At 53.8% G+C, this 14863-nt stretch carries 13 protein-coding genes; 8 read left to right on the forward strand and 5 right to left on the reverse strand.

Going from position 1 to position 14863, the window contains the following annotated elements:
- From KK062_RS17485 to KK062_RS17510, 6 genes are all read left to right on the forward strand, one after another.
- A partial coding sequence (locus KK062_RS17485; protein ID WP_254085625.1) for an LPP20 family lipoprotein occupies positions 1-393 on the forward strand: 393 nt, incomplete at its 5' end.
- Between the two features lie 70 nt (positions 394-463).
- Positions 464-1264 (forward strand): DnaJ domain-containing protein, encoded by an 801-nt coding sequence (locus tag KK062_RS17490; RefSeq protein ID WP_254085626.1) that lies wholly within the window; start codon positions 464-466, stop codon positions 1262-1264.
- A 1-nt stretch (position 1265) separates the two neighbouring features.
- The gene (locus KK062_RS17495) at positions 1266-1616 is read left to right on the forward strand and encodes a translation initiation factor (RefSeq protein ID WP_254085627.1); all 351 of its coding nucleotides are present in this window, start codon (positions 1266-1268) and stop codon (positions 1614-1616) included.
- A gap of 108 nt (positions 1617-1724) precedes the next feature.
- Positions 1725-3392 carry an amidohydrolase family protein gene (locus KK062_RS17500; protein WP_254085628.1) on the forward strand — a complete coding sequence of 556 codons (1668 nt, stop codon included), beginning with the start codon at positions 1725-1727 and terminating at the stop codon, positions 3390-3392.
- A gap of 13 nt (positions 3393-3405) precedes the next feature.
- Complete coding sequence (locus KK062_RS17505) at positions 3406-4773, forward strand: amidohydrolase family protein (RefSeq protein ID WP_254085629.1); 1368 nt, start codon at positions 3406-3408, stop codon at positions 4771-4773.
- Between the two features lie 11 nt (positions 4774-4784).
- Positions 4785-6098 (forward strand): amidohydrolase family protein, encoded by a 1314-nt coding sequence (locus KK062_RS17510; protein WP_254085630.1) that lies wholly within the window; start codon positions 4785-4787, stop codon positions 6096-6098.
- A 6-nt stretch (positions 6099-6104) separates the two neighbouring features.
- Here KK062_RS17510 and corA read toward each other — a convergent pair whose 3' ends face one another.
- Positions 6105-7118 (reverse strand): magnesium/cobalt transporter CorA, encoded by a 1014-nt coding sequence (corA, locus tag KK062_RS17515; RefSeq protein ID WP_254085631.1) that lies wholly within the window; start codon positions 7116-7118, stop codon positions 6105-6107.
- Positions 7115-7969: a mechanosensitive ion channel family protein gene (locus KK062_RS17520; RefSeq protein ID WP_254085632.1), complete on the reverse strand. Its 855-nt coding sequence runs from the start codon at positions 7967-7969 to the stop codon at positions 7115-7117. The genes corA and KK062_RS17520 overlap by 4 nt, the downstream gene beginning before the upstream one ends.
- Positions 7970-8082: 113 nt before the next feature.
- On the opposite strand from KK062_RS17520, the gene KK062_RS17525 reads away from it, so the two are divergent.
- Positions 8083-9057, forward strand: coding sequence for a polyprenyl synthetase family protein (locus KK062_RS17525; protein WP_254085633.1), 975 nt, complete (start codon positions 8083-8085; stop codon positions 9055-9057).
- 150 nt (positions 9058-9207) lie between these two features.
- Here the strand turns inward: KK062_RS17525 and KK062_RS17530 are convergent, their stop codons facing one another.
- From KK062_RS17530 to KK062_RS17540, 3 genes are all read right to left on the reverse strand, one after another.
- On the reverse strand, positions 9208-9675 hold the full coding sequence (locus KK062_RS17530; RefSeq protein WP_254085634.1) for a hypothetical protein: 468 nt from the start codon (positions 9673-9675) through the stop codon (positions 9208-9210).
- 186 nt (positions 9676-9861) lie between these two features.
- On the reverse strand, positions 9862-11325 hold the full coding sequence (locus KK062_RS17535; RefSeq protein WP_254085635.1) for a redoxin domain-containing protein: 1464 nt from the start codon (positions 11323-11325) through the stop codon (positions 9862-9864).
- Positions 11326-11428: 103 nt separating this feature from the next.
- A complete protein-coding gene (locus tag KK062_RS17540; RefSeq protein ID WP_254085636.1) occupies positions 11429-13708 on the reverse strand; it encodes an ATP-binding protein in 2280 nt (759 codons plus the stop codon).
- A gap of 204 nt (positions 13709-13912) precedes the next feature.
- Between KK062_RS17540 and gldA the strand changes: the two genes are divergently transcribed.
- Positions 13913-14848, forward strand: coding sequence for a gliding motility-associated ABC transporter ATP-binding subunit GldA (gldA, locus tag KK062_RS17545; RefSeq protein ID WP_254085637.1), 936 nt, complete (start codon positions 13913-13915; stop codon positions 14846-14848).
- Positions 14849-14863 lie beyond the last annotated feature (15 nt).

Consider the following 14863-nt stretch of genomic DNA (forward strand, 5'->3'; position numbering starts at 1 on the left):
AGCCAGGACCAGGTAACGTCGAAGAAGAAGGCCCTTGCTAACGCCCGCGCGGAACTGGCGGCCAGCATCCAGACAACGGTAAAAGCCGTCACCGACAACTATACCAACTCCCGCGAAATGAACAACAAAGAGGAGGTAGAAGAGCGCTTCGAACAGCTGAACCGCGAGATCGTAGACCAGAAGCTTACCGGTCTGAAGACCATCTGCGAAAAGTTGATGAAGTCCGAAGACGGAAGCTACAAAACCTATATCGCCATCGAGCTTTCTGCCGATGACCTGGTGGCTTCTTACAACGAAAAGATGTCGAAAGACGATCGTCTCAAAATCGACTACGATTATGAGAAGTTTAAAGAGACTTTCGAAAAGGAAATGGATAAAATGAGCAACAAGTAATCTTGCTGCCAGACCTGTTCTTAAAAAAGCCACTGGCATATGCCGTGGCTTTTTTATTTTTGTATTCAGCATGAAAGACTACTACGCTATACTCGGCATACGCTCTACTGCGCACGCGGCAGAGATCAAGCGTATATACCGGCGGTTAGTGGTGCAGTACCATCCCGATAAGAATCCCGATCCGCAGGCGCATGCCTACATGGCGGAGATCAACGAGGCCTATGATGTGCTGGGCGATCCGGACAGTCGGGCTGCCTATGATCTGCGCCGTCAGCAAGGGTGGACAGAGCTTGTAGGTGGTGCGACCGCGGCCGAGCAGGCACCGCCTGCGCCGCGGCACCGCGATCCAAAATATCGTCCCAGGCCGGCGCCGACCATGAGCGCGCGTCGTCAACGCGAGGAGCTGATCAAGCAGTGCGTGCCGTATATACGGTGGTTCAATTATGTGGGATTGATGGTGACCGTGTTATTCATGCTGGACTACATGTTACCCTATTCCGTGGTGGAAAGCGAAGTTGACGCTTACTATTTCCAACGACCCGGTGGACGGGGTCGTAATCTGTCTGCGGTTCTGCACTTGTCGTTAATTAATGGCGATCATCTGAAAGTGTACGACTATGACGGGCCACGACCGGCCCAGGCACAGGTGCAGTATAGCCGTACCCTGGTGTATCGTACGGCGATGTCGCTATATTACCAGGGAACGGAGTTCAAGATGGGCTATGTCTATCGCGCGCTGGCGATGTTTCCTGGGGTGTTGTTTGTGATCTCGCTGTCGGCTGTTTTGTTTCGCCACAACCTGGAGTTTTTCTTTAATGCCAGTTTTGTCAACGCCGTGCTGCTGCTGATCACTTTATGGTTAATTTTGTAGTATGAGCAAAAAGAACAACGACTGGAAAAAACGTGACGGAGTGGTGTACTCTACCAGCTCCGATTTTGAGTTCTCCTATCAGCAAAACGACGAAGCTCAAACGTTGCCGCCGCCGCAGCAGAGTCTGCGTGTGCAGCTTGACAAGAGCGGGCGCGCCGGCAAGCAGGTAACGCTGGTCACCGGGTTTATCGGGATGACTGCCGATCTCGAAACACTCACCAAGCTTATCAAATCCAAATGCGGTGTGGGTGGCTCGCAGAAAGACGGCGAGGTGCTCATTCAAGGCGACGTGCGCGACAAAGTTGTACAGATATTGCAAAAAGAAGGATACAAGGCAAAGCGTATTGGCTAAGGCGTTGCCTTCCAGCCAATTTATAGGCCTTTCCTGTAGGCTGCTTTTAGTGCAGCGGAAATCCTGATTATCTTTCCCCCCAGAACTTAACCATTAACCTACGTTTTAATGAAGACTCCTTTTGTCGCCGCGCGGCTGAGCCTGGCGCTGGTGTGGCTGCTCGTCGCAGGCCCGCTGCTGGCTCAGGAAGAACGCGAGCTTCTGCCTGTCACGGGCACCTACGCCATTACCTCTGTCACTATTATTCAAAGTCCGGGACGCTCTGTCGACAAAGGCACGGTGATCGTGAAAGACGGATTGATAAAAGCCGTCGGCAAAAATATACCCGTGCCGCCCGAGGCCATTGTGCTGAAGGGCGATAGCCTGTATGTCTACGCCGGCTTTATCGACGGCCTTTCGCACGTGGGTGTAAACAGACCCAACAACGAAAACCGCGACCGCGTGAAAGATCCCGGCAATCCGCCGCCCGACCGCGCGGGCATTGCGCCGCAAACCGATGTGCGCAATTTTCTAAACCCCACGGATAAGGGGGTAGAGGAACTGCGCGCAGTAGGATTTACCACGGCGCACGTCGTGCCGCACGGTGGTATGCTGCCCGGCACAGGCGCACTGGTGTGGCTGGGCGGTCGCTCCGCCGACGACATGGTGCTACAATCACAAACATCATTCTTCTCTACCCTGGCTACGGCCGATCGCGTGTATCCCGTCACCGTCATTGGCGTGATCGCCAAGTGGCGTGAATTATATCATCAAGCCGCACAAGCCAAGGCTTATGCGACGACGTACGCCGCTGCGCGTAACGGCTTGAAACCTGCGTCGACGGATCGGGTACTGGAAGCTTTTTACCCCGTGATCGATAGAAAGATGCCGGTGCTCTTTCAAGCCGAGAAGGCTCTCGACGTGCACCGCGTGTTAGACCTGCAGAAAGGTTTAGGTTTTCCGCTTGTGGTGGCCGAGGTAAAAGAAGGCTGGGACGTTGCCCCGAAGCTGAAGGCCGCAAGCGCCAAGGTATTCCTCAGTCTGCAGTTGCCCGAAGAAAAGAAGGAGGAAAAGAAAGATGAGCCGCTGAAGTCCATGACTGCGCAAGAGAAGGAAGCGCTGGACAAACGCAAGGCAGAGTTTGCCGCAAAATATACCGGGCAGGCCGCAGTCTTTCAAAAGGCCGGTGTGCCGTTTGGGTTTTCGGCATTGCAAGTAAAAGCAGGTGACATTCGCGGCAACTTGCGCAAGATGATCAAAGCCGGGCTTACGGAAGATCAGGCGCTGGCAGCCTTGACGACGACGCCCGCGCAGCTGCTGGGCGTATCCGATCTGCTGGGCTCTGTCGATGCAGGCAAGGTTGCCAACCTGGTGGTGACACGCAAGCCGTACTTTGACGAGAAGTCTGTCGTGCACTATGTATTTGTGAACGGTATACTGTATAAAATGGACCTTGGCGCCGCCAAGAAGGAAGCAGCGAAAGTAGCACTCGAGGGCGAGTGGACGGTAACGTCTGAAACACCACAAGGCAAGAGTGAAGCGTTGCTCACTATTAAGAAAGAAGGAACACAGCTCGCGGGTACCGTGTCTGCTGATTTCCTGCCGCAGCCGGTTACACTCGATACGATTACGTTTGAAGGCAACGTGTTGAAGTTCTCGTTTGTTATGAACCAGGACGGGCGCAGCATCAAAGTGGAAGTAGAGGCAAAGGTAGAAGGCTCGACGTTCAAAGGCGAGGCAACACTCGACGGTGGCGACAAGCTGCCGGTACAAGGACAACAGAAACCCAAGCCTTAAACACCTGAACAACATGAAAAGAACTATATATCATACTTTGTTGGCACTGTTGGCGGCGCTACCGGCGCTGGGCCAGCAGACCGGCAACATGCTGATCCGCAATGCCACGGTGCTGACGATTACCCAAGGCACCCAGGTCAACACCGACGTATTGATCAAAGGCGGAAAGATCGCGCAGGTAGGGAAGAATCTCACAGCACCCACCGGCTATACAGTGCAAGATGCTACCGGCATGTTTGTGATGCCCGGCATTATCGATGCGCACTCACACCAGGGTATCGACGCCATCAACGAATGGACTGCGCCCGTCACGGCGGAGGTAGCGGTAGGCGATGCCATCAATCCCTTTGACGTATCGTTATACCGCGCGCTGGCCGGCGGCGTGACCACCATTCATGCCATGCACGGTTCGGCCAACGCCATTGGTGGTCAGTGCCAAACGCTCAAGCTGCGCTACGGCGTCCTGGAACCGGAGGCACTGCGTATGCAGGGCGCACCGCGCACCATTAAGTTCGCCCTGGGCGAGAACCCCACGCGGGTACACGGCGGTGGTAACAACATCGTACCCCGCACACGGATGGGCGTGGAGTTTGTCATGCGTGAGGCATTCGCCAAAGCAAAGGCTTATGCTGCCGCCGTGGACACTTATACGAAAGCCAGGGCACAAAAAGGTTTTCGCGGCGCACCGCCGGAGTATAACTACCGCCTCGAAACACTGGCGGAGATCCTAAAAGGCAATATTATCATTCACTGCCACAGCTACCGCGCCGACGAGATCTATATGATGTTGCAGGTGTGCAAGGATTTCGGCATTAAGAAGATTGTATTTCAGCATGTGAACGAAGGCTTTAAAGTAGCACCCGAGCTGGCCGCCTATGGCGCGATGGCCTCGGTGTTTGCCGACTGGTGGGCATACAAGTTCGAGGTATACTACTCGACGGCCTACAATGCCGCCATCCTCACGCGTAACGGCGTCACGACCTCCATCAACTCCGACGATCCCGAGCTGATGCGCCACCTGTACCACGAAGCCGGCAAGACGCAGAAGTATGGCGCGTTGAGCGACGACGAAGCGCTCGCGCTCATTACGCTCAACCCCGCCAAACAGTTGGGCATCGACCAGCGTGTGGGCTCGATCGAAGTAGGGAAGGATGCCGACCTGGTGATCTTCCAGAACCACCCGCTGTCGGTATACGGTGTGCCGCAGGTAACGATCGTCGATGGCGTGGTGCGGTTTGACCGCACGAAGGATGCCGACGACATGCGCCTGGCCGTCGACCCCAACGAGCCGGTGGAAGCAGTGGAGCTGGAACAACGCGACCACGACAGCTGTCTGGAAGGCCTCGACGGTGCATTTGATACTATTTTCGGACTTAACTAATGTCCCCGGTCATGAAGAAACTCACTACCTTTTTATATGCCAGCGCAACGGTAGCCTTGGCGCTTGCCGTCCAACCGCTTGCCGCCCAAAGCCAGAAAAGCACACACGCTACGTACGCATTGACGCACGCCTCCATCGAGACGGTGACGAAGGGCGTCATCCAGGATGGGACCGTGGTCATCAGCAATGGTAAGATCACCGCGGTCGGCACGTCGGTAACGGTACCTGCCGGCGCCGAAGTAATCGACTGCCGCGGACGTTGGATCTACCCCGGCATGATCGACGCCAACACCAAGCTGGGCCTGAGCGAAGTTGCCTCCGACCCGCGCACGCGCGACTTCAACGAAGTGGGTGACATCGTTCCGCAAATGCGGGCGTTGACAGCGGTCAACCCGAACTCTGTGCTGATACCGGTGACCCGCGTCAGTGGCGTCACCACCGTCATTGCCACACCGGAAGGAGACCTGATGCCCGGTACGGCCGCGCTCATCAATCTGCACGGCTATACGCCCGACCAGATGTTTGCCGGGTTTGAAGGTGTTGTGATCATATGGCCACATTCCGGACGTCGCGGCGGTTTTGATAAACGCACCGACGAGGAGATCAAGCGCGAGTACGACAAGCGTATTAACAAACTGAGCGAAGCCTGGCAAAAAGCCGGGGAATATCACAAGATCGACTCGGCGCTGCAATCAAAGGGTGTGAACTACTATCCTGAGATGCAGGCATTGTTGCCGGTGGTACGCGGCGAGCGTCCGTTTATCATCCAGGTGGATGTTGCGAAAGATATTTTGAATGCTCTTACGTGGGTGCGCGAGAAGAAGGTGAAAAAAGTAATTCTGTCGGGCGTGAGCGAAGGCTGGCGTGTCGCGGCCGAGATTGCCAAAGCCAATATACCGGTCATTGCCGGCCCGGTGCTGGCGGTACCGACACGCGATTACGACCGGTACGATAAGGCTTATGCGAATCCCGGTCTCTTGCACAAAGCCGGTGTGAAAGTGGCCCTCGGTACGACCGACGATAGAGGCAATGTGCGAAACCTGCCGTACCACGCCGGCTATGCGGCGGCGTACGGCCTGGGACGCGAACAGGCATTGAAGGCAGTCACGATCGTGCCGGCAGAGATCTTTGGCGTGGCAGACAAGCTGGGCTCGATCGAAGTGGGCAAGAATGCTACGTTGTTGATCAGCGACGGCGATCCGTTCGAAACGAAGACGACCATTCACCAGGTGTTTATCGACGGCTGGAAGATTCCGATGAAGAGCCGGCAGACCGAGCTGTACGATGAGTTTCTGCAGCGCACGCCCGGTGTGACGAAACAATAGGACGGGCTAGAACCACTTTTTATAGCGGAAGAAGCTGAGCATGACAATAACCAGCGTCGCCATGACGCCCCACACGCCGTAGTAGCCCCAGTGCCAGCTGAGCTCGGGCATGTGATGGAAGTTCATGCCGTATACGCCTACGATAAAGGTTAGCGGCATGAAGATCGTGGAGATGACCGTTAACACACGCATGACTTCGTTCATGCGTGTGTTCATGGCGTTGATGTGGGCGTCCATCAGGCCCGCCGTCAAGTCACGATAGGTATCGACGGAGTCGATGAGGTGTACTACGTGATCGTATACGTCTGAATAGAATCGCAGATTTTCCTCGTGTACAAATTCTGATTCATCTTTTATGACCTTGCCAAGCGCATCCCGTAGCGGGTATAAGGCTTTACGCAGAAAGATCAATTCCTTTTTTAGTTTCTGGATGCGGTGAAAGGTCTGGTTGGTGGAACTTTCATAGACCGTTTCTTCGATGTCTTCTACCAGGTCGCCTACTTTGTCCAGGACGTTGTAATAATTCTCGACAATGATATCGATGAGCCGGTATAACAGGTAATCGGCCTGGCGCTTGCGCACACGGCCCAGGTCCAGGCGAATGCGTTCGCGGAAGCCGTCAAAAAGATCGCCTTCCTTTTCTTGAAAGGATACCAGGAAGTTTTTGCCCAGCACAAAGCTGATCTGTTCGTAATATATACCGGTGCCGTCGATGCGGTGCAGCATCTTCATGGTAAAGAACAGATAGTCGTCAAATTCTTCGGCTTTGGGGCGCTGATCGCTCAGTACGTCGTCGATCAGCAGCGAGTGCAGGCAGAAGTGGCTTTGGATCTTTTCTATAACGTCCTGGTTGTTGAGGCCGTCGACGTTGATCCAGTTGACGCGCTCGGGCTTGAGCTGCTGCAAAAGCTCGTTGACGGGCATGCAGTCGATCTTGTCATGGCTCTCCCGGTTATAGGAGATGAGCTCGAGAATTTCCCGGCCATCGGCGTGGGTAGCAGCAGCGGGTGTTATGGTCATGCGTCTGGTGTCTGGTGTTTAAGATAAACCGTTTGCTGCGGCCGTGCAAGTGACAGGCCCGCTTCGTCAAACCGGAGCTTGATGCTGCGCAGCAGATCACATTTCATGGCAAAACCCGTAGCCGGGTCTTTGGCCCAGGCGCCGGCCCGCAGCTGGAGCGCCGTTTCCGAAATGTTGACAAGCCGCACGCGTACCTGGGGTACGCCGCTTTCAATCTCTTCGGCGGTGCGGTTGTCCAGGCAGTCGGGATGTTTCATCGCCTCCTCCTGCATAATGCGCAGGGCCTGGTCTATGTTGGAGTCAAAGGACAAGCCGAGCTCGATAAACATACACAGGACCTCTTTCTCCAGGGTGGAGTTAATGATGGTCTCGTTGTTGATGACGCTGTTGGGAATGACGATGCGGCGGTTCTCAAAGTCTTTGATCACGGTATGGCGCAGGGTGATGTCTTCTACGTCGCCCGAATAGAGCTGCCCAACCTTCACGCGGTCGCCGACGCTGAAGGGGCGGAAAATAACAATGAAGATGCCGCTGATGATATTGGAGAAGGCCGACTGCGAAGCGAAACCGACAATGGCGGCCAGCACACCGGCACCCGCGAAGAGCGCGGCACCATAGCTTTTCAGGGTGGGGATGGAGTTGAACAGTACAATCAGCGCGATGATATACACAATGAACTCGACCGCGTTTTTCAGGAAATTATACTTGGTGGGATCCACCTTCAGCTTGGTAGAGGCACCCCGGATCATACGACCCATGATAAACCGCAGCGAGCGGGCCACGACCACCGCGATGGTCATGACAATGGCTGAAAAGAGTATATAGCCCCAAAATCCTGGTAGAAAATCCATGGCCCGAAATACGGCAGTACCTGCACAATAGTCAATAGCTTTTGCTTGGGAACTGTATTAAATCGACCCGGGGGTATTAGAGAATAGAGCCTTATTTCCGTATTATTGCGGCCATGTCTTTGAAGTTGGACGATATCAAAGCCCCGATTGAACGGGAAATGGAGGAGTTCGAGCAGAAATTCCGGGCCTTGATGAAGACCCGCGTTATGCTGCTGGACAAGATCATGAGCTACATCGTCAAGCGCAAGGGTAAACAGATGCGGCCGATGTTTGTCTTCCTGAGCGCGGGCACCTGCGGACGCATCGACGAGTCTACCCATCGCGGCGCGGCACTCATCGAGTTGCTGCACACGGCTACGCTGGTGCACGACGACGTTGTAGACGAGGCCAATTACCGCCGGGGTTTCTTCTCGGTAAACGCGCTGTGGAAGAATAAGATAGCCGTACTGGTAGGCGACTTTTTACTTTCGCGGGGGCTGCATCTTTCCATCGAAAACCGCGACTTCGACATGCTGGGCATCGTCAACAACGCCGTACGCGACATGAGCGAAGGCGAGCTGTTGCAGATGGAAAAGGCCCGCCGCCTCGATATTACCGAAGAAGTGTATTACGAGATCATCCGGCAGAAAACGGCCTCGCTGATTGCTTCATGTTGTTCTGTAGGCGCCAGCTCATCGGGCGTCAGTGCCGAGACCGTTGGCCTCATGCGCCAGTTTGGTGAAAAGATCGGTATGGCCTTTCAGATCAAAGACGACCTCTTCGACTATGGCGAAGACGAGATCGGCAAACCGGTAGGCATCGACATCAAGGAAAAGAAAATGACGCTGCCACTGATCCATGCCTTGTCAAAGGCTGGTTGGCTGGAAAAGCGTCGCATTATTCGCATTGTCAAAAACGAAGGCAGCAAGCCGGCGAAGGTGCGCGAAGTAATCGAGTTTGTGAAAAAGTCAGGGGGCATTCAATATGCCACGACGGCGATGAACAAGTTCCACCAGGATGCACTTGTACTGTTAGCGAATTTCCCCGAGTCGAACTATAAGCGTTCGCTGATCCAACTGGTGCAGTATACTATTGATCGCAATAATTAATTGAAAGGTATAGATAGAATTACAGCTCTAAACTATACTAAGCTAAAAGACGTCTGTCTTGTGTTATCCAAAGTACAAAATTGCCTCCTATAAAAAAGAAAAAGCTGCGTTCTTCTGCGCAGCCTTTCCATTACTTTAAACTATTTAAAACTACTGTAAAACTATTCTTGAGCGGCCGGCTTCCAGCACGGCGTAGTCTTTCCAGACCTGGAAGGTTTGGGTGTCCAGCGCATTGGAGGCGGGGCCGGATTGCTCGGGTATAAACTGGCCGGCATGTTCCCACCATTTGCGTGCATTTTCGCGAGCCGACTTTTTGTCGACGTTCTCGAACAAGTTGATGCACGAGTCGGAGATCATCCACGGTTTGTCGATGTTGCTGTATTTTTCAAAGATCATGTTACGCATTTGTGTACCGCTGGCGACGTTTTTGAAATGCGACACCGTATACGACATGGTCTCCGGCTCCGTCATGATCATATCCCAATACTTCTTCGAGGCAATGATCTGCGACGTTGTGAGCAAGTACCCAAAGCCGCTTTCAATCGGCTCCCGGGTAATGGGGCAGCGAGCTTTCAATTCCGGTTTCTTTTTGCCGAGGAGTTTATCAAAAAAGGCCATACAGGTGTTGGTTTAAATTACGTCCCTTACTTCACTAGATACCGCGCATCGGGTGAATGGTTGCATATAAGACTCAAAAATGGGGCAAAAAGTTACAAAACCCATTTTTAAGCCATACAAGCCGCTTTTGCACCGTACGAACTTGAGAAACTGTTCACTTCCGTACGGAGCGGTGTCCGGTAGTGCCTAGGTTTTAGAGGGCGTTTTAGGTTTGGCCTGGTTAGCCGCGCGGGCCTTCAGGAACTTCTCGTAGTTCGTAAAAAATTCCGCCAGGCTTTCGGCTGGCACCTTCTTGGCAATGATCTTTTTCTTGTCGTCGAGGATGTAGAGTGTAGGCGTGGTAGGCGAATCGTACAGGTCGCTGTGAGGTCCCACGTAGGTGCGCGGGCCATTCACCGTGATCCACTTCATGTCCATCTTCTTCATGTATTCGCGCATCTTCGCCATGGACGTGTCCGTGCTCACGGCATACACCTCGATGTCAAACTTCGCTTTGTTCTGTTTATAGAAGTCTGCGAGCTTAGGCGTCTCCACTTTGCAGTGGCCGCAATCGGGATCGAAGATGTACAGAATGGTATACTTGTTTTTGATGTCATACATCGACCGCGGCTTGAAGTTGGCATCCTGCATGATCAGGTTAGGACCTACTTTGCCGATCATGCTTTTACGCAGACGCTCGGCATGTTCTTTCAACGTCTTCTTCAGGCTGGTAGCCCAGTAGTCCATTTCGCCGGTGACAAAGTATTTATCATACAGGTGGACAAATACAGCGTCCAGGCCCATGATCTCGGGCTGCTGATATTCCTGGATGAATACAAAAACGGAGTATTTATACGTCTCTTTGTTTGTCTTCGCCAGGGCAATGACTTTATCGACTGCCTTGATGACCGAGTCTGCCTGGGGCACAAACAGCTTGGTGGTATATTCTTTCAGCTTTTCGCGGTACACCGGGCGGGGCATGCGTATAAGTGCATCGTTGCTCAGGTCGAAGTTGTCAAAGAAGTGTTCGCGATACCAACGCAGCTGGAAGGTGGAGTCGATGCTGCCATCGGCTTTCTTGGGGGCGTCAGGGATTTTGACGGCCGTGTTTGATTTGAAGATGGTAGCGGTGAGCGTTTTGGGGTGTTTGGCGATGATCTCCGCCTGGTAGGCCATGACCTTGTCGTTGATCTTGTTAAAGTTGGCACGGGCGTCTTTCTTTTGATCTTCCGTCAGCGTGCTGTCTTGCAGTACTTTTAAAAGTGGCTCGGCTTCCTTGTGCCGTTCCATGTTAAAGAGCATGTTTTCAAAGAACAGCTTGTTGTCGGGGTCGCTGGTCTTCATGTTTTTGATGTAATCCTCTTCCTTAGTGTCGAGGGTGAACCGCTGGTTGCTGCCTACCAGGAATTCGAAGATCTTGTTTTTGTTCAGCACCAGGAAGTATACACCCTGGTCCAGCGTCTTTTTGTTGTCGAACACGAACTCACCCGCGGCGCTCACGCGCGCAGTGTCTTTGATGTACGTGCTTTCGCCGTAGTAGTGGCCCAGGTATACGGTGGTGTCTTTCCAACCGGTGACCTTAAATTTGAAGTTATAGCCGGTTTGAGCCGAGCAATATGCGGAGGTAAGAAGAAAGCAGACAAAAGCGAGGTAGCGCATAATACGTTTCATTGGGGGGTAAATTTCTGGAATTCCACTGTTCCGGTCAATACCTTAATAACGGCCTGCAGGGGTTTGTAACACTGGGGATTCTGAAAACAGTGTTAAAAAGTTCTTAAAATGGCCTGTGGGTGGGTATTTCGGGAAACTCCAGGACAAAGGCCGCGCCTTCGCCTTCCTGTCCCGTGGCCACAATGGTGCCCTGGTGGTTGGCCATGATCTTTTTGCAGATGGCCAGGCCTATGCCGGTGCCGGCATACTTCTCCTGGGTGTGAAGGCGTTGAAACACCTGGAAGATCTTTTCGCTATGCTCCTGGCTAAAGCCGATGCCGTTGTCGGCAAGCGTAATGCGATGCGCGCCAGTCTCTGTGGCCGGCAGGGGGGTGTAGTGTATCCGGATCACCGGCGGCTTTCCGGGAGCGGAAAACTTCAGGGCATTGGCAATCAGATTAAAAAACAGCTGCCGTATCTGGAAGGGTATGACAGCCAGTGTCGGCAGCGTATCGGTGTGGAGTGTTGCCTTCTTTTCTTCCAGCTCTTCTTTCAACTCGTGTCGCACTTCGCGGATCACCTGGTTCAGGTCACACGGGGCGAAGGCGTTCTCGTTGTTTTTGGTCAGCAGCGAATACGCCATGATATCGTCGAGCAGCGACTGCATACGGTTGGCCGCATTCATCATGCGTCCCACGGGGTCGGCGACGGTTATGGGCAGCGCATCAAACGACGACGACAAGATGCGCGAGGCAAAGATCTGGATCTTACGCAACGGTTCTTTCAGGTCGTGGGTGCCGATCCACTGAATGTTCTCCAACTCGGCGTTGGTATCTTGTAGCTTCTCGCTCAGCTTGCGGTAGCGTGCTTCTTCACGGCTCAGGTAGGAGAGAAGCAGCTGGCGTTGCAGCGAGAACGTGAGCCGTGCGGCGGCTTGTATTTCAACACTATGCCACTCCTTGCTTTGGTTGCGTACGGTCTCGCGCCACAGGTCAAACGACTTGCGTGGTGAAAGGCGTACACCTTGCTCGTTGGGCAGCACGGCCTTGGCAGGGTTTCCCGCCCAGTCGATCGTTTTCTCCACCTCCGGCCGCAGCCAGAGGATCAGGTCCTGTGTCGTATCCACGAGCGAATTGCAAATGATGCCGGCAGCGGTGTCGCGTATCGTGTCTGCCTCGGGGTATAGATCGTGCAGACGCGAGGTATTCAGCTCGCCCTGCACAGTGTTCTGCAACCAATGTATCAACTTGCGCAACGCAGGCTCGGGAGGCACTACGCCGGCGCTGTAAAGCTTACCTTCGTTTACGATCACAACACCTTCCGCGTGGGTGAGGCCCAGCAGCTCGGGCATGTGTTGTAAGCCCGTTAGAAAGTCATTCTCATGGCGTAGCACCGGTAACAATCGCTGGTAGTTGGCTTCTACTTCTTGCGATAGCTCATAGCTGTCGGCAATTTCGCGTACGCTAAGCTGTGATGTCAGGAAATGCCCTTGCAGCTGTGCAGACAGACGTGTAAAGTGTGGTAATGTTTTATAGGAGTAGTGGTGACATGCGATCAGGCCCCACAACTTTTTCTGACGCACCAACGAGATGGTCAGCGTAGCGGCCACGCCCATGTTTTGAAGATACTCGATGTGAATGGGCGAGATGCTGCGCAAGATCGACAAGCTCAGGTCGAGGTTCTTATTCGGCGTGTTGTCGTCGATGGTCAGGATGGGCACCGGCGTATAATGCACGTCGGCAATGATGCGCAGCAGGTTGCGCAGGTATAGCTCGCGGGCCTGCGGTGGAATGTCGGTGTGTGGATAGTGATGCCCCAGAAAGGGCACCAGGTCGTCGCGTTTACTTTCGGCGATCACCTTGCCGTTGTAATCTTTGTCAAAGCGATAGATCATCACACGGTCGTACCCCGTGATGCTGCGTGTCTCCGCGGCGATAGCCTCGCACAAATCCGTCAATGAGCTCGCATCCTCCATCAGCGAGATGAAACGTCGTGTTTGGTTGTAGAGATCCGGCAGATTCTGGCTGCCGTCGGGGAAGGGTTCAAATTCCAGCACCAGTATTTCATTGCTATAGTGCAGTGTGGTGTTGTAGGGCGTCTGCGCCCTCCGAAAGACAAAAGGCTGTGACGCATCGATCGCACCGCGCGCCACGTAATCTGTAAATTCCTGGAACAGTTGATCGAGAAAGATGGTGCGCAGCGGTTGGCCCAGTAAACTTTGCGGGGAAACCCCGATAAAGGCTTCGCAGTTGCCGCTAATGAAGTCAATGACAAAGTCCGGTGCTTGCTTTACCCCGATCAGAAACCCGTGTGACTGGATGCTGCCGGGAATGTGGATCGGCTCGCTTTCGCAGTTGGTCAGGTTGATCAGGTCCCGGTTTACGATGTCTTTTATTTTCTTCATGTCTTGCCCCACGCGTTGTTGTTATTCACCCACGCGAAGAGCAGGACGGCGTGGTCGTAACAAGTGGGTAATATTAGAAGGAATCGCGCAGAAATCAAACCCAGGGCGCGGTTGGCGGCCGGCCGGGGCAATCTGGCGTAAACGATGGATACATACTTCCGAACATGTTTAAAAAAGCGTTAAACTTGCCTTTTCTTTTCAAGCATGTCGCTGCAAATAAAGAACCTCACCAAATTGTACGGACAGCAAAAAGCTGTGAACGAAATATCATTTACGGTCGGCGAAGGCGAGATCGTAGGCTTTCTCGGTCCGAACGGCGCTGGCAAATCCACAACCATGAAGATTGCCACCTGCTTTCTGCCGCCCACGTCGGGGCAGGTGCACGTGGCGGGCTACGACGTCGTCGAAGCGCCACTTCAGGTCAAGAAGGTCACGGGCTATTTGCCCGAGCACAACCCCTTGTACCTGGACATGTTTGTGCACGAATATTTACATTTCGTCGGCAAGCTCTACGGCATGCGGGGCGACGCCCTGCGCAGTGCGGTAGGGGCCATGGTCGAACGCTGTGGCCTGACACGCGAGCAAAACAAAAAGATTGAAACACTCTCCAAGGGATACCGCCAACGGGTGGGCCTGGCGCAGGCGCTCATACACAACCCCCGGGTGTTGATCCTCGACGAGCCTACGTCGGGACTCGATCCCAACCAACTTGTGGAGATTCGAAAGCTCATAAAAGATGTGAGCCGCGATAAGACCGTATTGTTCTCCACACACATTATGCAAGAGGTGGAGGCGCTGTGCGACCGCGTGATCGTGATCAACAAAGGTGTTATTGTGGCGGACGACCGGCTGGAAAATTTGCTGCGCCGTAGCGGTGGCCAGCGTGTTGTGATCGCCGAGTTTGCGGGTGGCGTAAGCGCCGAACAACTGCGGACCCTGCCCGGTGTGACGGAGGTGCGTTCGCTGGAAGGTGGCCGCTTTGCGTTGACGTCTGCGGAAGTTGACGTGCGTCCGGAGATCTTCCGGTTTGCGGCGGATCACAGCCTGTCGCTGATCGGTCTGCAGCAAGAAGAAAATTCGCTGGAAACTATTTTTCATACGCTCACAGCCGGAAGCATCACGCCAAATGCAGAAAATTAACCTTATTTTTGCCGT

Origin of the sequence: Dawidia cretensis (assembly GCF_018598175.1) — a bacterium.
In the GTDB taxonomy this organism is placed as follows: Bacteria; Bacteroidota; Bacteroidia; order Cytophagales; family Cyclobacteriaceae; genus Ohtaekwangia; species Ohtaekwangia cretensis.